This is a genomic window from Pseudomonas sp. GD04091 (assembly GCF_029836165.1).
Taxonomy (GTDB): Bacteria; Pseudomonadota; Gammaproteobacteria; order Pseudomonadales; family Pseudomonadaceae; genus Aquipseudomonas.
This window is the reverse complement of sequence record NZ_JAOEBG010000006.1, coordinates 228,333-246,324: the sequence shown is the minus strand read 5'-3', so window position 1 is coordinate 246,324 and position 17,992 is coordinate 228,333. Positions and strand designations below refer to the sequence as shown.

Below are 17,992 nucleotides of genomic sequence, written 5' to 3'. Positions count from 1 at the left end.
CTCAGCGCTTGGCCAGCAGACCGATCAGCAGGCCAACACCTGCGGCGATGCCGATCGCCTGCCAGGGGTTCTCCTGCACATACTGCTCGGCGTTGCCGAGGGCGGCCTGGCCTCTTTGACGTACCGAGTCCTGAGTCAGCTGCAGGGTCTCGCGGGCCTGGACCAGGCGCTCGTGGATCTGCTCACGCAGCTCATCGGCCTGGTCGCCGGCCAGGTTGGCAGTGTCGGCGAGCAGCTTTTCGGTGTCGCGGACCAGGGCCTGGAAGTCAGCCATCAATATGTCTTGTGCAGTCTTTGCCGATTTGCTGGCCATGAGTGGGCCTCTCCCTGTGGATGTATGTGGCTATTTCGAGTGATCAAGGGCGCGGAAGGTTCAGCGGAATGTGTTGGTACGGCGCTTGCTAAAAAGCGGTGCGTGTCCGCCAGGGTTTGCGCCGAAACCATGCGCTGCCAGTGCAGATACCGATAAACCTTAACCCAATCCACGACAAACCCAAGAAAAAACCACGCAGGTACCGCCCGGTCATCGAAACAGGGCAGGGGCCTGGCACCGATCAGGTGCAGGGATGCCGGTTCTTGAACTGTCCTGGTGCCTTTTTGCAGGTCTGCCACTTCATGGAAAACATGCACAGCGCGATGGACTCTCTGGTCCATGGCTCCAACACTCTGTTCATCCTCATGGGCGCGATCCTGGTCCTGGCCATGCACGCGGGGTTCGCCTTCCTCGAGGTCGGCACCGTGCGCCACAAGAACCAGGTCAACGCCTTGTCGAAGATTCTCAGCGACTTCGCCGTCTCGGCGCTGGTGTACTTCTTCATCGGCTACTGGATCGCCTATGGCGTGAGCTTTCTTCAGCCTGCGGCGGTGCTGGCCAGCGATCACGGCTATGCGCTGGTCAAATGCTTCTTCCTGCTGACCTTCGCCGCGGCCATCCCGGCGATCGTTTCCGGCGGAATCGCCGAGCGGGCGCGTTTCGTGCCGCAGTTGTGCGCGACGGCGTTGATCGTGGCGTTCATCTATCCGTTCTTCGAAGGGGTGGTGTGGAACGGCAACCTGGGTTTCCAGGCCTGGTTGCAGGCGCGCTTCGGCGCACCGTTCCATGACTTCGCCGGCTCCGTGGTGGTGCATGCCATGGGCGGTTGGCTGGCGCTGGCGGCGGTACTGTTGCTGGGCGCGCGCCGTGGCCGCTACCGCGACGGGCGTCTGGTGGCGTTCGCGCCGTCGAGCATTCCGTTCCTGGCACTGGGATCGTGGATCCTGATCATCGGCTGGTTCGGCTTCAACGTCATGAGTGCGCAGACCCTGCAGGGGGTGAGCGGGCTGGTGGCGATCAATTCGCTGATGGCCATGGTGGGTGGCACGCTGTCGGCGTTGCTGGCCGGGCGCAACGACCCCGGGTTCCTGCACAACGGCCCGTTGGCGGGCCTGGTGGCGGTGTGCGCCGGGTCCGACCTGATGCACCCGGTGGGGGCGCTGGTCACCGGACTGGTGGCGGGAGGTCTGTTTGTCTGGTGTTTCACGGCGGCGCAGAACCGCTGGAAGATCGATGACGTGCTCGGGGTATGGCCGCTGCATGGTGTGTGCGGCGTGTGGGGTGGCATCGCCTGTGGTGCGTTCGGGCAGGTAGCCCTGGGTGGGCTGGGCGGGGTCAGCCTGGTCAGCCAGTTGCTGGGCAGTCTGGCAGGAGTGGCGGTGGCGCTGGTCGGTGGGTTTGCCGTGTACGGCCTGATCAAGGCGCTGCATGGCCTGCGCCTGAGCCACGAGCAGGAGTTCCAGGGCGCGGATCTCTCGCTGCATCGGATCGGCGCCACCAGTCAGGATTGAGCCAGGTCAGGTGCGCGGTGGCGGACAGGGACCTAGAATGAGCATCCATTCATGCGATTTGCGGATGCCTGCATGCTCCCTGAAACCCAACTGTTCGGCACCGTCGGGTGTCACCTGTGTGAAGTGGCCGAGGCCTTGCTCATGCCGTTCGTCGAGCATGGCCTGATGGTCGAGCTGATCGATATCGCTGACAGCGAGGCGCTGTTCGAGCGCTACGGCCTGAGTATCCCGGTGCTGCGCCGTTGTGACACCGGGGCCGAGCTGGCCTGGCCGTTCGATGCCGAGCAGGTGGTGGCCTTCCTGGGTTGAGCCGCGCATTGACGGCGGGACGGCTCGCTCCGTATGCTGTATATAAATACAGTATCCGAGGTGAAGCCATGCTCAATGTCGAGCAACTCAAGTACAGCATCAACCACATGCCGCCCGAGCGTGTGTGCGAGGCGGTGCTGGAACTGCGCCTCGATGGCATCGTCACCGATGAGCGAACCCCGTTCGGCAAAGTCCATTTCAACACCTGCTTCGCCGAGATCGAGGCGTTGTTCCAGCGCGCCGGCTTCCACCGCCCTCTGGATGTGGTGGGGTACCAGGGGCTGAGCTACGCGCTCTACGATCCGGGCCGCTGGGATGCGGTGCAGGTGTTGCGTTGGCTGAAGGCGCGCTGCGAACCGGCCAGCGAGGCTGGTTGAGGGGCGCGGGGTAGGGGATAATGCCTGCCCCGCAGAATCGAGCCCGATGATGACCACGCCTTTCGACCCCGCCCGCCAGCAAGCCAGTACCGTATGCCTGCCACCGGGGCCCTGGGCGACCGTGCTCGACTGCCTGTGCGACCATTTCAAGGGTATCGGTCGTGAGCAGTGGCTCGATCGCTTCGCCCGAGGGCGGGTACTGAATGCCGAGGGTCAGCCCATTGCGGCGGACACCCGCTATCGCCAGGGCATGCGCCTGCACTACTTCCGTGAAGTGCCCAATGAAAAAGTGATCCCTGTGCAGGAAGAGATCCTGCATGTCGACGAGCACCTGGTGGTGGCGGACAAGCCGCACTTCCTGCCGGTCACGCCCACCGGCGAGTACGTCGAGCAGACGCTGCTGCGTCGGTTGATCCGGCGCCTGGACAACCCGCATCTGGTGCCGCTGCACCGCATCGATCGACACACCGCCGGGCTGGTGCTGTTCTCTGCCAACCCGCAGAGCCGCGGTGCCTATCAGCGCCTGTTCCCCGAGCGGCGCATCGACAAACACTACCAGGCGATCGCCGCCGCCATGCCGCAGCATGACTATCCGCTGGTGCACCGCAGCCGCCTGGCCCATGGCGAGCCGTTCTTTCGCATGCAGGAGGTGGACGGGGCCGACAACAGCGAAACCCACGCTTGCGTGCTGGAGAAGAAGGGCGGGCTGTGGCGCTATGGCCTGTCACCGATTACCGGCAAGACCCACCAACTGCGTGTGCACATGGCGGCGCTGGGCGCGGGGATCTGCAACGACCCGTTCTATCCGCAACTGCTCGATGAGCAGGACGATTACGCGCGGCCACTGAAGCTGTTGGCCCACAGCCTGCGTTTTGACGACCCGTTGACGGGCGAGGCGCGCTATTTCGAGAGCCGCCTGAAGCTCGACTGGTAAAAGGCATCGCGGGGCAAGCCCGCTGCCACAGGGCCGGTACGTTGGACCTGTGGCAGCGGGCTTGCCCCGCGATAGCGTCCGTAGATTTCAGCGGTTGAAGCGCTCGACCAGCGAGTATTGGGTGCCCGCCGTGCTGGTCAGCTCTTCGCTGAGCAGCGCCGAGCGTTGGGCCTGGCCAGAGGTCTGGTCGGCGAGGTCGGCGATGGTGCTGATGTTGCGGCTGATCTCCTCGGCCACCGCGCTCTGCTCTTCGGTGGCGGCGGCGATCTGGGTCGCCATGTCGGTGATGTTGGCCACGGCCTCGCTGATGCCCACCAGCGCCTGGTCGGCCTCCATGACCCGCTCGACGCCCTCCTGGGCCTGGCGGTGACCGGTCTCCATGGTCTGCACCGCGTTGTTGGCGGTTTGTTGCAGCTTGGCGATCAGGGTGTGGATCTGCCCGGTGGATTCAGCGGTGCGCTGGGCCAGCTGACGTACCTCGTCGGCGACCACGGCAAAGCCTCGGCCCATTTCGCCGGCGCGCGCCGCTTCGATCGCAGCGTTGAGCGCCAGCAGGTTGGTCTGGTCGGCGATGCCTTTGATCACATCGACCACGCCACCGATCTCGTCGCTGTCCTTGGCCAGTTGGGTGACGGTCAGCCCGGTCTCGCCCACGGCGGCGGACAGTCGCTCGATGGCATCGCGGGTTTCACCGGCGATGTTGCGGCCCTGGCTGGTCAGGCGATTGGCTTCCTGGGTGGCGTCGGCGGTGCGCTGGACGTGATTGGCCACTTCCTGCGTGGTGGCGGCCATCTGGTTGACGGCCGCGGCGACCTGTTCGGTTTCCACGCGCTGACGCTCCAGGCCGGATGAGCTCTGGTGGGCGAGGGCATCGGACTGGCGGGCCTGGTCGCTGAGCTGCTCGGCGCTGTCCTGCAGGCGGGTCAGGCAGGTCTTCATCCGTGCATCCTGGCTGAGCATGGCCATTTCCAGGCGTGCCTGGACGCCGCGGCTGTCGGTGTACATCTGCGCGATCAGCGGGTCGGAGGTGGTCTGCTCGGCCAGGCGCAGCAGGCGCTTGAGGCCGCGCTGCTGCCAGCTCAGCCCGAGCAGGCCGAGCGGCACCGACAGGCCGGCGGCCAGGGCGAAGCCCCAGGAGTGGCCGAGCCAGTTGCCGATGAGGAAGCCGATCTGACTGACGAGGATGAACGGCAGCCAGTCCTGCAGCACCGGTAGCCACTTGTCACGTTTCGGGATGGCCGACTTGCCCTGGTTGATGCGCTGGTACAGGCCTTCGGCGCGGCGGATCTGCTCGGCGGTGGGCTTGACCCGGACCGACTCGTAGCCGACCACCTGGTTGTTGTCGAAGATCGGCGTGACGTAGGCGTTGACCCAGTAATGGTCGCCCGACCTGCAGCGGTTCTTGACGATGCCCATCCACGGCAGGCCCTGCTTGAGGGTCTGCCACATGTGGGCGAACACCGCCGGCGGTACGTCGGGGTGGCGCACCAGATTGTGCGGTGCGCCCATCAGTTCCTCGCGGGAGAAACCGCTGATCTCGATGAAGGCATCGTTGCAGTAGGTGATCACGCCTTTGGCGTTGGTGGTGGAGATCAACCGCTGCTGGGCAGGGAAAGTCCGTTCTCTCTGGGTAATCGGCTGGTTGTTACGCATTGGCTGTTCAATCCGCAAGGCTTTCGATAGGTATCGGCAAGCCTCTGGTTTTATTGAATGGATATTTGACTGCGTTGATCTGGCGCAAGGTGCGCTCAGGTTGACTGGGTTAACGCAAGGCTGCCTGATCGCAGACGTTGCCACCCATATTGCAGTTTTATTTATGAATGATGACGAATAGGTCGGATCATGACCGATTGTTCAAGGATGGGCCAGCATCGGATAGGTGAAAGCCGCGAAGTGCGCCAGGTTGACGCACACATGGCACAGCACGGCCGCCGCCAGTCCGCCATGGCGATAGGCCAGACCATACCCCACGCCGGCCAGGGTGGCCAGGTAGAACCACTGCCAGCCACCGCCCAGGTGCGCCAGGCCGAACAACAGGGCGGCTGCCAGCAACGCCAGGCCTTCATGCCTGAACAGGCGTTGCAGGCCGCCCTGGATGTAGCCACGGAACAGCAGCTCCTCGGTCAGGCTTACCAGCAGCAGGTTGTTCAGCAGCCACAGCCACGCCTGGTCGGGCCACTTCGGAGCCCAGGCCACCATGCCGAGAGCCCATGCGCCGCCCAGACAGGCAAGCAGGGTCAGTGGCAGGATCAGTGCGAGGCTCGGCAGCAGGCCACGACCGCGCAGCAGGACCAGCCAGGGGCAAGCCAGCAGCAGCCAGACGCCGATCAGTGGCTTGTCGAGGTTGAGGTACATGGAAAACGGCGCGGCGCCTTCGCTGAACACCGCCTTGTCGATCACCTTGGCGCCGTTGAAGCCCGGCAGCCAGTGCAGGGCGAGGGCGATGGCGAGCAGGATGAACAGCAGATGGCCGAGGCTTTGTTGCCAGCGTACCGGGCGCCGAACGAGCAAGGCGCTGCCCAGCAGGGCGAGCAAGGCGGGCAGGGCGGCGAGGCCGAGGCTGCCGTAGGCCAGGGCGATTGCATAGCCGACGGCGAGCAGGAGCAGGGCGATCCAGTGGGGAAGAGGCATGACATTTCCTTAGTGCCGGTGAATCCGAGGAGGGTAGGACTCCTCGTCTGGCCTTCGGGACACCTGAAACCACCAACACGGGGCAAGCCCGTCAGGGTTACCGGGGCTGCTCCGCAGCCCAGCGCCGGCAAGCCGGCTCCCACAGGGCTCGCAAATCAGGCATTGTGGGAGCGGGCTTGCCCCGCGATGGGGCTTACCCTGCGATCAATTGCCGCAGCACATAATGCAGGATCCCCCCCGACTTGAAGTACTCCACCTCATTGAGGGTGTCGATCCGGCACAGCACCTCGATCTGCTCCTGGCGCCCGTCCTCGCGGGTGATGCGCACCGGCAGGCTCATGCCCGGGCGGATCCGCGCATCGGTGAGCCCCAGCACATCGATGCGCTCCTTGCCGGTCAAACCGAGACGCTTGCGGTCGTCCCCGGCCTTGAACTGCAGCGGCAGCACGCCCATGCCCACCAGGTTGGAGCGGTGGATGCGCTCGAAACTCTCCGCCAGCACGGCCTTGACCCCGAGCAGGTTGGTGCCCTTGGCCGCCCAGTCGCGGCTGGAGCCGGTACCGTATTCCTGCCCGGCAATCACCACCAGGGGCGTGCCGTCTTGCTGGTAGCGCATGGCGGCATCGTAGATCGACAGTTTTTCCCCCGTGGGCACGTACAGGGTGTTGCCGCCTTCCTCGCCACCGAGCATCTCGTTGCGGATGCGGATGTTGGCGAAGGTGCCGCGCATCATCACCTCATGGTTGCCGCGCCGTGAGCCGTAGGAGTTGAAGTCCCGCGGTTCCACGCCCTTGCCGCGCAGGTAGCGCCCGGCCGGGCTGTCGGCCTTGATGTTGCCGGCCGGGGAAATATGGTCGGTGGTCACCGAGTCGCCGAGCAGGGCAAGTATGCGCGCGCCGTGGATATCGCCGATTTCCGGCAGTGGACCACCGATGTCGTCGAAGAACGGCGGGTGCTGGATATAGGTGGAATCGTCCTGCCAGACATAGGTGGCCGCCTGGGGTACTTCGATGGCCTGCCACTGGGCATCGCCGGCGAACACCTCGGCGTATTCCTTGTGGAACATGCGGGTGTCGACATTGCGTACGGCCTCGGCGATCTCCTGCTGGCTTGGCCAGATATCGCTCAGGTACACGGGCTTGCCGTCCTTGCCGGTACCCAGGGCGTCCTTGGTCAGGTCCAGACGCACACTGCCGGCCAGGGCATAGGCCACCACCAGCGGCGGCGAGGCCAGCCAGTTGGTCTTGACCAGCGGGTGCACCCGGCCTTCGAAGTTGCGGTTGCCCGACAGCACCGAAGCCACGGTGAGGTCGGCACTGCCGATGGCTTTCTCGATCGCTTCGTCCAGGGGGCCGGAGTTGCCGATGCAGGTGGTGCAGCCATAGCCGACCAGGTCGAAGCCGAGCTGGTCGAGGTAAGGTGTCAGGCCCGCGGCCTTGTAGTAGTCGGTGACCACCTTGGAACCGGGGGCGAGCGAACTCTTCACCCAAGGCTTGCGCTGCAGGCCTTTCTCCACGGCTTTTTTCGCCACCAGTCCGGCGGCCATCATCACGCTGGGGTTCGAGGTATTGGTGCAGGAGGTGATGGCGGCGATCACCACGGCGCCGTCGCGCAGGGTGTGAGTCTGGTTTTCGTGGGTGTAGTCGATCTCGCCGGCCTGGTCGGCATTGCCCACCGCCACACCGCCGCCGCCCTCGCTTTCCAGGCGGCCGACCTCCTTGGCCAGCGGCTTGGGCTGCAACTCGATGAAGTGGTCGAAGGCCTGGGCGACCTGGCCCAGGGCGACCCGGTCCTGCGGACGCTTGGGCCCGGCGAGGCTGGCTTCGACGTCGTTCATGTCCAGCGCCAGGGTATCGCTGAACAGCGGCTCCTGGCCCTGCAGACGCCACAGACCCTGGGCTTTGCAGTAGGCCTCGACCAGTTGCACGGTCTCTTCGGGGCGTCCGGACAGGCGCAGGTAGTCCAGGGTCACCTGGTCCACCGGGAAGAAGCCGCAGGTGGCGCCATACTCGGGGGCCATGTTGGCGATGGTGGCGCGGTCGGCCAGCGGCAGGTCGGCCAGGCCGTCACCATAGAACTCGACGAATTTGCCCACCACGCCCTTCTTGCGCAGCATCTGCGTCACCGTCAGCACCAGGTCGGTGGCGGTGATGCCTTCGCGCAGCTTGCCGGTGAGCTTGAAGCCGATCACTTCGGGGATCAGCATCGACACCGGCTGGCCGAGCATGGCCGCCTCGGCCTCGATGCCACCCACGCCCCAGCCGAGCACGCCCAGGCCGTTGATCATGGTGGTATGCGAGTCGGTGCCGACCAGGGTGTCAGGGAAGGCGTAGGTGCGCCCGTCTTCTTCGCGGGTCCAGACCGTGCGGCCCAGGTACTCGAGGTTGACCTGGTGGCAGATGCCGGTGCCCGGCGGCACCACGCGGAAGTTGTCGAAGGCGCTCTGGCCCCAGCGCAGGAAGGCGTAGCGTTCGCCGTTGCGCTGCATCTCGATGTCGACGTTCTGGGCGAAGGCGGCGGGGCTGGCGTAGCGGTCGACCATCACCGAGTGGTCGATCACCAGGTCGACCGGCGACAGCGGGTTGATCCGCTGCGGGTCGCCGCCGGCCTTGGCCATGGCCGCGCGCATGGCGGCCAGGTCGACCACCGCCGGCACGCCGGTGAAGTCCTGCATCAGCACGCGCGCCGGGCGGTACTGGATCTCGCGGTCGGAACGGCGCTCCTGCAGCCACTGGGCCAGGGCGCGCAGGTCGTCGCCGGTGACGGTCTTGCCGTCCTCCCAGCGCAGCAGGTTTTCCAACAGCACCTTCAGCGACATGGGCAGGCGCTGCAGGTCGCCGAGCTGGCGGGCGGCGTCGGGCAGGCTGAAATAGTGGTAGGCGCGGTCGGCCACCTGGAGAGTCTTGAGGGTTTTCAGGCTATCGAGCGAGGGCATTTACAACTCCTTGTGCTCCGGTGCCCGACGACTGCGCTTGGCTCGCCGGTGTCACCGCTCTGGATCGGTCCGCACGGCACGGACCTGGCGAACAGTCAGGTTAGACCGGTTTGGCCCACCTGACCCTCTTCTGGACCGGTGGGACGTGTCGCAGGTTCCGATCTTCCTTTATCATTCGCCGCCCTGGCGCCATCCGCGCCAGTGATGTGGAGTGAGAAATGAATACCCTGTTCATGCATTGCCGGCCCGGCTTCGAGGGCGAGGTCTGCGCCGAAATCAGCGAACACGCCGCCCACCTGGGCGTGGCCGGCTACGCCAAGGGCAAGCCGCAGAGCGCCTGCGCCGAGTTCGTCTGCAGCGAACCGGACGGTGCCGAGCGCATGATGCAGACGCTGCGTTTCTCGCAGTTGATCTTCCCGCGCCAGTGGGCGCGCGGCACCTTCGTCGAGCTGCCGGAAACCGACCGCATCAGCGTGTTGCTGGAGCACCTGGCCGGACTGCCGGTGTGCGGCAGCCTGTGGCTGGAAGTGCTCGACAGCAATGAAGGCAAGGAGCTGTCGACGTTCTGCCGCAAGTTCGAGGTGCCGCTGCGCAAGGCCCTGGAAAAGGCCGGGCGACTGGTGGACGACGTCCGGCGGCCACGCCTGCTGCTGACCTTCATCAGTGGTCGGCGGGTGTTCCTGGGGCTTGCCGAGGCCGACAACTCGGCGCTGTGGCCGATGGGCATCCCGCGCCTGAAGTTTCCCCGCGAGGCACCCAGCCGCTCGACCCTCAAGCTCGAGGAAGCGTGGCATCAGTTCATTCCCCGCGAGCAGTGGGACCAGCGCCTGAACGACGACATGACCGGCGTCGACCTGGGCGCCGCCCCCGGCGGCTGGACCTACCAACTGGTCAAGCGCGGCATGCTGGTGACCGCCATCGACAACGGGCCGATGGCCGAGAGCCTGATGGACACCGGCCTGGTCACCCACCTGATGGCGGATGGTTTCACCTGGAAGCCGAAGCAGACGGTGGACTGGATGGTCTGCGACATCGTCGAGAAACCTGCCCGCACGGCCTCGCTGATCGAAACCTGGCTGGGTGAAGGCTTGTGCCGCGAGGCGGTGGTCAATCTCAAACTGCCGATGAAGCAGCGCCATGCCGAGGTGCGCAAGCTGCTCGAGCGTATCGAGGCCGGATTCAAGGCGCGCAAGGTCAAGGTGTCGATCGCCTGCAAGCAGCTGTACCACGACCGTGAGGAAGTGACCTGCCATCTGCGCCGGTTGGACCTGAAACCGCGCTGAGGCCATCGCCAGTCAAACCCGCTCCCAATGCCCTGTGATTTGCCGTGGGAGCCGGCTTGCCGGCGATGGGCTGCGGCGCAGCCCCTTGGAGCCCGGCGACCGATGCGCCACAATGACGATCATTTTGCGGAGCCTTTCATGACCGATTTCACCCACGACGCGATCCTCGACGCCACCGGCCTGAACTGCCCGGAGCCGGTGATGATGCTGCACAAGCACGTGCGCGAGCTGGCATCCGGCGGTGTGCTCAAGGTGGTCGCCACCGACCCGTCGACCCGCCGCGACATTCCCAAGTTTTGCATCTTCCTTGGCCACGAACTGCTCGGTCAGCAGGAAGAGGCCGGCACCTACCTGTACTGGATCCGCAAGAAGGCCGACTGAGCCGTGCGCGATCGCGCTACACTGCGCTCCCCTGACAGGAGAGCGCCATGCTGATAGTTGCCGACGAGAATATTCCGCTGCTCGATGCCTTCTTCGCCGCTTTCGGCGAGGTCCGCCGTTACCCTGGCCGGGCCATCGACGCCGCCTGCGTCAAGGACGCCGATGTGCTGCTGGTGCGCTCGGTGACCCGCGTCGATCGGCAGCTGCTCGAAGGTAGCCGGGTGCGCTTTGTCGGCACCTGCACCATCGGCACCGATCACCTCGACCTCGATTACTTCGCCCAAGCCGGTATTCACTGGAGCAGCGCGCCTGGCTGCAATGCCCGTGGCGTGGTCGACTATGTGCTGGGCAGCCTGCTGACCCTGGCCGAGCTGGAGGGGGCGGACCTGGGCACGCGGGTCTACGGCGTGGTGGGTGCCGGCGAGGTCGGTGGTCGCCTGGTGCGGGTGCTGCATGGCCTGGGCTGGAAGGTGTTGGTGTGCGATCCGGTGCGCCAGGCCAGCGAGGGCGGCGACTTCGTCGACCTCGAGACGATTCTCGAGCAGTGCGACGTGATCAGCCTGCACACGCCGCTGCAATGGGGGGGCGAGCATCCAACCTGGCATCTGCTCGACCAGTCGCGCCTGGCGCGCCTGCGGGTCGGGGCCTGGCTGATCAACGCCAGTCGTGGTCCGGTGGTGGACAATGCGGCCCTGCGCGAGCTGCTGCTCGATCGCGAAGATGTGCACGCGGTGCTCGACGTGTGGGAAGGCGAGCCACAGGTCGACCTGCAACTGGCCGACCTGTGCACCTTGGCCACGCCGCATATCGCCGGCTACAGCCTGGACGGCAAGCAGCGCGGCACGGCGCAGATCTACCAGGCGTTCTGCCGCTGGCGCGCAGAGCCCGAGCAGGTGCACCTGGCCGACTTGCTGCCAGCGCCAGGCCTGGCGCAGATCGAGTTTGACGCGGGTGCGGATCCGGCGTGGGTGCTGGCCACCCTATGCCGGGCGGTCTACGACCCACGCCGTGACGATGCGCAATTTCGTCGCAGCCTCAGCGAGGATCCGGCCGAACAGCGCGCGGCGTTCGACCTGCTGCGCAAGCACTACCCGGTAAGGCGTGAGATCGAGGGCCTGCCGGTGCGGGTACGTGGGGACGTGCCGCAGTTGACGCAGCTGGTCAGTGCACTGGGTGCGGTGCTGGTCTGAGGGGCTGCAAAAGCACCCTCAGTGTGGGTGTGGCGCACCGCCGCTGCCACGCCCAGTCACCAGGCAGAAAAGCAAATAAAAAACCCGGCGCAAGCGCCGGGTTGCACGCAATTCTGGAGTCAGGCCTTGCTGGCTTTCTCGACCCGGCTGTCTTCAAGGTCCTTGCAGGCCTTCTGGATCATCTGCTCGGTGATCGGGATCTCGCGGCCCTTCGCGTCAATGATCGAGCCGCAGACCTGAGGTTGCGGGTGTTGCTGGGTCTTGGGCGCATTGGTGGTGTGCTGCAAGCTCATGTCCTGTCTCCTCTTCAGGTTCAAGCTCAAGGTATCGCGCTGCCGTGACCAGGCTGTGACAACGCCTTCGGCCTCACGACCAGGACAGTCCACCAGAATCGATGGTAAAGCTCCAGTCGTCGGTTAGATCGAATGGGCATAGGCACTGCTGCCCCGGCCTGTCTTGGGATGGCGTCGCATTCCCAGGCGTTCCAGGCAGGGGACGAATGGTAGTCTTGGCTCACCTCACTGCCGAACGACGGTCGCCATGCCTGATCCTGTCTCCTCCCGTCAGCGCCGAGCCTTGCACCTGGGCTGGCGCTTCATCCGCCCTTATCGTCGCCAGGTCATGCTGGCATTGCTGGCACTGGTGGTCACCGCAGCCATCACCTTGTCCATGGGGCAGGGTATCCGCCTGCTGGTCGACCAGGGCTTCATGACCGGCTCGACGCACCAGCTCAACCAGACCATCGGCCTGTTCCTGTTGCTGGTCATGGCCCTGGCGGTGGGAACGTTCGCCCGCTTCTATCTGGTGTCGTGGATCGGTGAGCGCTGCGTGGCGGATATCCGTCAGGCCGTGTTCGATCACCTGGTCGGGCTGCACCCAGGATTCTTCGAGGACAACCGCAGTTCGGAGATCCAGTCTCGGCTCACAGCTGACACCACGTTGCTGCAGTCGGTGATCGGCTCTTCGCTGTCGATGTTCCTGCGTAACGCCTTGATGGTGGTGGGTGGGGTGATCCTGCTGTTCGTCACCAACCCCAAGCTGACCAGTATCGTGGTGTTGGCCCTGCCCTTGGTGCTCGCGCCGATCCTGCTGTTCGGCCGGCGGGTGCGCAGCCTGTCGCGACAGAGCCAGGACCGGGTCGCCGACGTGGGCAGTTACGTCGCCGAAACCCTCGGCCAGATCAAGACGGTGCAGGCGTACAACCACCAGGGGCGTGACCGCGCGCTGTTCGCCGAGACCGTGGAGGCGGCGTTCGGCGTGGCGCGACGACGCATCGCCCAGCGGGCCTGGCTGATCACCCTGGTGATCGTCCTGGTGCTCGGGGCGGTGGGGGTGATGTTGTGGGTCGGCGGCATGGATGTGATCGCCGGGCGCATTTCCGGCGGCGAGCTGGCCGCCTTCGTGTTCTATAGCCTGATCGTCGGCAGCGCCTTCGGCACCCTGAGCGAAGTGATCGGCGAGTTGCAACGGGCCGCCGGCGCCGCCGAGCGCATCGCCGAACTGCTGGCGGCGCAGGCCACGATCCTGGCGCCGCCGCGGCCGGACAACCTGCCGGGCGGGCGGGCCAGCGGTGCCATCGAGCTGCGCGAGGTGCGCTTCGCCTACCCGTCGCGCCCTGCGACACCGGCCATCGATGGTTTGAGCCTGCAGGTCCAGCCAGGGCAGACCGTGGCCTTGGTAGGGCCGTCGGGCGCGGGCAAGTCGACGCTGTTCGACCTGCTGCTGCGGTTCTACGACCCACAGCAAGGTGTCATCTGCCTTGACGGTCAACCGATCACCGGATTGGAGCCTGGCGAGCTGCGCCGCCAGTTCGCCCTGGTGGCCCAGCAGCCAGCGCTGTTCCGTGGCACGGTCGAGGCCAATATCCGCTATGGCCGCCCTGACGCCGGTCTGGCCGAGGTCGAGGCGGCGGCTCGCGGCGCTCATGCCCATGAGTTCATCGTGCAGTTGCCCCAGGGTTACCAGACGCCCTTGGGCGAGGGCGGCGTGGGTTTGTCCGGCGGTCAGCGTCAACGCCTGGCGATTGCCCGGGCGTTGCTGGTGGACGCGCCGATCCTGTTGCTGGACGAGGCCACCAGCGCCCTGGATGCGCAGAGCGAGCACCTGATCCAGCAGGCGTTGCCGCAATTGATGGCCGGGCGCACCACCCTGGTCATCGCCCACCGCCTGGCCACCGTGCAGCATGCCGACCGTATCGCGGTGATCGACCAAGGCCGGCTCGTGGCATTCGGCACCCATCGACAGCTGATCGAGCAAAGCCCGCTCTATGCGCGACTGGCATCGCTGCAGTTCAACCCAGGCTGACAGGGCATCCTGGGCAACTCATGCGCCGTCGCTGATTTGTAACAATTTTGTAGCATTTGCCTGAGACTATCTGGGTCAACTGTTGTGCAAGTGCTCGACCTGGCTGCTATCGATCGATGGCAGCTTTTTTTTGGCCTGCGAACGAGGACAAGGATGTCTGTCGGCGGCGCTGCCCTGCGCTGTTTCCCCAACTCCTTGTTCCGAGATCCGCGATGTTGCGTAAATCCCTCAGAGTGCAAATCCTCACCCTGCTTGGCGGCAGCCTGGCGGCGATTCTGCTGATCGCCCTGGTGTGTTTCCAGTTCCTGTCGTCCAGCGTGCGCGGCTATGCCGAGCTGGTGGACGGGCCACTGCGCGCTTCGCAGCTGATCGACGAGGCCAACCTGCAGTTCAAGGTCCAGGTGCAGGAGTGGAAGAACGTGCTGCTGCGCGGTCGCCAGCCGGCCGAGCTGGACAAGTACTGGCAGCAGTTCCAGGCCCGCGAGCGGCAGGTGCAGCAGTTGTTGGGGCAACTGATCGACAGCAGTGACCCGGCGCTCAGGACGCCTCTGGAACAGCTCAAGGCCAGCCACCGGCAACTGGGCACGGCCTACGAGCAGGGGCGCCAGGCATTCCTTGCCGCGGGCGGCGACCCTGTGGCCGGCGACCTGGCCGTCAAGGGCGTGGACCGTGCCGCCAGCGACCAGATGAGCGCCCTGGTCGAGCAGTTGCGTGCCGAGGCCCATGGGCGCGCGGAACAGATCAGCGCGGGGGCCGAGCGCACCGTATGGCTGGGCGTGCTGGTGATGCTCGCGTCCGCCATGCTGGTCGGCTTGTTCAGCCTGTGGCTGGTCAACCGCAGCCTGGTCGAGCCGATCCGCCAACTGATCGATTATGTCGCCCAGCTCAGCCAGGGGCGTTTCGGTGCGCGGGTGGACAGCCGCCGCGAAGACGAACTTGGGCGTCTGGCGCGGGCTGCCAATACCCTGCGTGACTTCCTCGCCGATACGGTTGGCCGTCTGAAAGACAACGCCGAGGAGCTGGAGCACGCCAGCGGGCAGCTGCGCAGCATCGCCGGCGACATGGCCCATGGCACCCAGGACCAGTTCCAGCGTACCGACCAGGTCGCCACGGCCATGCACGAGATGTCCGCCACCGCCCAGGAAGTGGCGCGCCACGCCGCGGATGCCGCGCGGGCGGCGGACGAGGCCGACCACAGCGCACAGGCCGGCGAAAAGGTCATGCAGCAGACCATCGATATCATTGCCGTGGTCAACCGCGAGATCGCAGGCACTGCAACGGTGATTCGCCACCTGGAGAACGACAGCACGCGGATCGGCAAGGTGCTCGAGGTGATTCGCGGCATTGCCGAGCAGACCAACCTGCTGGCGCTCAATGCCGCCATCGAGGCGGCGCGTGCCGGCGAAGCCGGGCGTGGTTTCGCCGTGGTGGCCGACGAGGTGCGCAGCCTGGCGCAGCGCACCGCCGCATCGATCGCTGAGATTCACCAGATCATCGAAGCGGTGCAGTCGGGCGCGCTGGAGGCGGTCAAGGCCATCGAGAGTGGCCAGCAGCGCAGCGAGGAGGGTGCCGAGCAGGTCCAGCAGGCTGGGCAGATGCTGCAACGCATCACCACGGCGGTGGAAGCGATCCGCGACATGAACCGGCAGATCGCCACGGCAGCGGAAGAACAGACCAGCGTCGCCGAGGACATTTCGCGCAACCTGATCGAGATCACCCGCATCGCCACCGACAACCAGCAGGCGGTGCAGCACACCGAACAGGCCGGGCAGCGCCTGCATGGGCTGTCGGGGCAGCTGGGTGAGGTTACTTCCCGCCTGAGCGCTTGAAAATCGCCATCGCGGGGCAAGCCCGCTCCTGCGATGGCGTGGGAGCGGGCTTGCCCCGCGATGCTTTTGAGGGTGGGAAATCCGCCATATTCGCCTGCCGCATCAGGCACCTGTGGCGGATTGTCGCCATCCCCTCGATGGCTGCATGCTCTGCGCGCGGCACGGGCCGTGGTCAGGGCTGTGCTGGCACACTCCCTGCTTTAGGGCGCCCCGGGCCACGGCCCGAGGCGATCGTGCCCCGATCCCAGGAGACTCCCTGCCAACCACAACAACAACCGGGCGTGCACACCGGGGGCAACGGCTGCCAGTCCTTCACTTCAATTGGATTGAGCTAATGAAAAAAATCCTGCTGACGCTCCTGTGCCTGAGCGTCATCGGCTGCTCCAAACCCGCGGAGCCAGAAAAGGCTGTCGACGTCCTGCTGATCGGGGGTGGCATCATGAGTGCCAGCCTGGGGACCTACCTCACCGAGCTGGAGCCGAACTGGAAGGTCGACGTCTACGAGCGCATGGACCAGGTCGCCGAGGAAAGTTCCAATGCCTGGAACAACGCCGGCACCGGTCACTCGGCGTTCTGCGAGCTGAACTACACCAGCGTCGGCAAGGACGGCAGCATCGATATCGGCAAGGCGGTCAACGTCAACGAGCAGTTCGAGGTATCCAAGCAGTTCTGGGCCTACCAGGTCGAGCAGGGCGTGCTGAGCAACCCGCGTTCGTTCATCAACAACGTGCCGCACATGAGTTTCGTCTGGGGTGACGAGAACGTCGCCTTCCTGCACAAGCGGGTCGAGGCCCTGCAGCACAGCTCGCTGTTCCGTGGCATGGAAATCAGCGAGGACCACGAGCAGATCCGCAAGTGGGTGCCATTGGTGATGGAAGGTCGTGACCCTGGACAGAAGGTCGCCGCGACCCGCATGGCCATCGGTACTGACGTGAACTTCGGCGAGATCACCCGCCAGTTGTTCGCCTCCATGACCCGCAACCCTAACGTGCAACTGCACCTGAGCCACGAAGTGCGCGACATCGTGCGCAACGGCGATGGCAGCTGGAAGGTGGTGGTGGCCGACCTGGCCAACGGCGGCAAGGAGTCCGCGGTCAAGGCGAAGTTCGTCTTCATCGGCGCCGGTGGTGGCGCGCTCAAGCTGCTGCAGAAGTCCGGTATCCCGGAAGCCGAGGGCTATGCCGGCTTCCCGGTCGGCGGTCAGTTCCTGATGACCGACAACGCGGACCTGGTGGCTCGCCACAAGGCCAAGCTGTATGGCAAGGCCTCGGTAGGCGCGCCGCCGATGTCGGTCCCGCACCTGGACACCCGGGTCATCGATGGCAAGGAGGTACTGCTGTTCGGCCCATTCGCGACCTTCTCCACCAAGTACCTCAAGCACGGCTCGCTGCTGGACATGTTCAGCTCGCTGACCACCCACAACATCAGCCCCATGGTGCATGCCGGCATCGACAACATCGACTTGAGCACCTACCTGATGGGTCAGCTGATGCTCAGTTTCGACGACCGCATGATGGCCCTGCGCGAGTATTTCCCCAACGCCAAGAACGAAGATTGGAAGCTGCTGCAGGCCGGCCAGCGCGTGCAGGTGATCAAGAAGGACCCTGAGCACGGTGGCGTGCTGCAGTTCGGCACCGAAGTGGTGGCCGCCGAGGATGGCAGCATCGCGGCACTGCTGGGTGCTTCGCCCGGCGCTTCGACCGCGGCGCCGATCATGCTGACGGTGCTGGAGAAGACCTTCAAGGATCGCATCAAGACGCCGCAATGGCAGTCCAGGCTCAAGGAAATCGTGCCGACCTACGGCCAGAGGCTGAACAACGACCTCGAGCTGACCAACAAGACCCGTGAGTGGAGCAGTGCACGCCTGCAGCTGCTGTACGTGCCGGTGTTGCCGGAGTAAGCCTCGGCCTTGCGAGAGACCGCTGTCACGCCTGGCAATTTGCTGCGGGCAACGAGCGTGACAGCGGTGAGCTACAAGCCATTTCGCAGGCAACA

Annotated in this window: 15 protein-coding genes; 10 read left to right on the top strand and 5 right to left on the bottom strand. The window is 65.4% G+C overall.

Features of this window, described 5'->3' with window-relative positions; all coding sequences use genetic code 11:
- Window position 1: 1 nt before the first annotated feature.
- Window positions 2-313 (bottom strand): YqjD family protein, encoded by a 312-nt coding sequence (locus N7422_RS10695; protein WP_279806492.1) that lies wholly within the window; start codon window positions 311-313, stop codon window positions 2-4.
- 302 nt (window positions 314-615) lie between these two features.
- Here N7422_RS10695 and N7422_RS10690 point away from each other — a divergent pair, with 302 nt between their 5' ends.
- The 4 genes from N7422_RS10690 (at window position 616) to N7422_RS10675 (ending at window position 3,444) form a co-directional block, all read left to right on the top strand.
- Window positions 616-1,824, top strand: a complete 1,209-nt coding sequence (locus tag N7422_RS10690) for an ammonium transporter (protein WP_279806491.1) — start codon at window positions 616-618, stop codon at window positions 1,822-1,824.
- Window positions 1,825-1,896: 72 nt separating this feature from the next.
- On the top strand, window positions 1,897-2,133 hold the full coding sequence (locus tag N7422_RS10685) for a glutaredoxin family protein (protein WP_279806490.1): 237 nt from the start codon (window positions 1,897-1,899) through the stop codon (window positions 2,131-2,133).
- 68 nt (window positions 2,134-2,201) lie between these two features.
- Entirely contained in the window at window positions 2,202-2,510 is a 309-nt protein-coding gene (locus tag N7422_RS10680; protein WP_279806489.1) for a transcriptional regulator, read from the top strand.
- 49 nt (window positions 2,511-2,559) lie between these two features.
- Window positions 2,560-3,444, top strand: a complete 885-nt coding sequence (locus N7422_RS10675; RefSeq protein ID WP_279806488.1) for a pseudouridine synthase — start codon at window positions 2,560-2,562, stop codon at window positions 3,442-3,444.
- A gap of 87 nt (window positions 3,445-3,531) precedes the next feature.
- Here N7422_RS10675 and N7422_RS10670 read toward each other — a convergent pair whose 3' ends face one another.
- The 3 genes from N7422_RS10670 to acnA all read right to left on the bottom strand — a co-directional run bounded on the left by N7422_RS10670 (window position 3,532) and on the right by acnA (window position 9,010).
- The gene (locus N7422_RS10670; protein WP_279806487.1) at window positions 3,532-5,097 is read right to left on the bottom strand and encodes a PAS domain-containing methyl-accepting chemotaxis protein; all 1,566 of its coding nucleotides are present in this window, start codon (window positions 5,095-5,097) and stop codon (window positions 3,532-3,534) included.
- Window positions 5,098-5,298: 201 nt separating this feature from the next.
- The gene (locus N7422_RS10665; RefSeq protein ID WP_279806486.1) at window positions 5,299-6,075 is read right to left on the bottom strand and encodes a CPBP family intramembrane metalloprotease; all 777 of its coding nucleotides are present in this window, start codon (window positions 6,073-6,075) and stop codon (window positions 5,299-5,301) included.
- Between the two features lie 193 nt (window positions 6,076-6,268).
- Entirely contained in the window at window positions 6,269-9,010 is a 2,742-nt protein-coding gene (gene acnA / locus N7422_RS10660; protein ID WP_279806485.1) for an aconitate hydratase AcnA, read from the bottom strand.
- Between the two features lie 218 nt (window positions 9,011-9,228).
- On the opposite strand from acnA, the gene rlmM reads away from it, so the two are divergent.
- The 3 genes from rlmM to pdxB all read left to right on the top strand — a co-directional run bounded on the left by rlmM (window position 9,229) and on the right by pdxB (window position 11,864).
- Window positions 9,229-10,293, top strand: a complete 1,065-nt coding sequence (rlmM, locus tag N7422_RS10655; protein ID WP_279806484.1) for a 23S rRNA (cytidine(2498)-2'-O)-methyltransferase RlmM — start codon at window positions 9,229-9,231, stop codon at window positions 10,291-10,293.
- A gap of 138 nt (window positions 10,294-10,431) precedes the next feature.
- Window positions 10,432-10,674: a sulfurtransferase TusA gene (tusA, locus tag N7422_RS10650; protein WP_279806483.1), complete on the top strand. Its 243-nt coding sequence runs from the start codon at window positions 10,432-10,434 to the stop codon at window positions 10,672-10,674.
- A 47-nt stretch (window positions 10,675-10,721) separates the two neighbouring features.
- Window positions 10,722-11,864 (top strand): 4-phosphoerythronate dehydrogenase PdxB, encoded by a 1,143-nt coding sequence (pdxB, locus tag N7422_RS10645; RefSeq protein ID WP_279806482.1) that lies wholly within the window; start codon window positions 10,722-10,724, stop codon window positions 11,862-11,864.
- Between the two features lie 119 nt (window positions 11,865-11,983).
- Here the strand turns inward: pdxB and N7422_RS10640 are convergent, their stop codons facing one another.
- Window positions 11,984-12,157, bottom strand: coding sequence for a PA1571 family protein (locus N7422_RS10640; protein WP_279806481.1), 174 nt, complete (start codon window positions 12,155-12,157; stop codon window positions 11,984-11,986).
- Window positions 12,158-12,404: 247 nt separating this feature from the next.
- Between N7422_RS10640 and N7422_RS10635 the strand changes: the two genes are divergently transcribed.
- From N7422_RS10635 to mqo, 3 genes are all read left to right on the top strand, one after another.
- On the top strand, window positions 12,405-14,168 hold the full coding sequence (locus N7422_RS10635) for an ABC transporter transmembrane domain-containing protein (RefSeq protein ID WP_279806480.1): 1,764 nt from the start codon (window positions 12,405-12,407) through the stop codon (window positions 14,166-14,168).
- 212 nt (window positions 14,169-14,380) lie between these two features.
- The gene (locus N7422_RS10630; protein ID WP_279806479.1) at window positions 14,381-15,997 is read left to right on the top strand and encodes a methyl-accepting chemotaxis protein; all 1,617 of its coding nucleotides are present in this window, start codon (window positions 14,381-14,383) and stop codon (window positions 15,995-15,997) included.
- A gap of 334 nt (window positions 15,998-16,331) precedes the next feature.
- A complete protein-coding gene (mqo, locus tag N7422_RS10625; RefSeq protein ID WP_279806478.1) occupies window positions 16,332-17,897 on the top strand; it encodes a malate dehydrogenase (quinone) in 1,566 nt (521 codons plus the stop codon).
- Window positions 17,898-17,992: the final 95 nt, after the last annotated feature.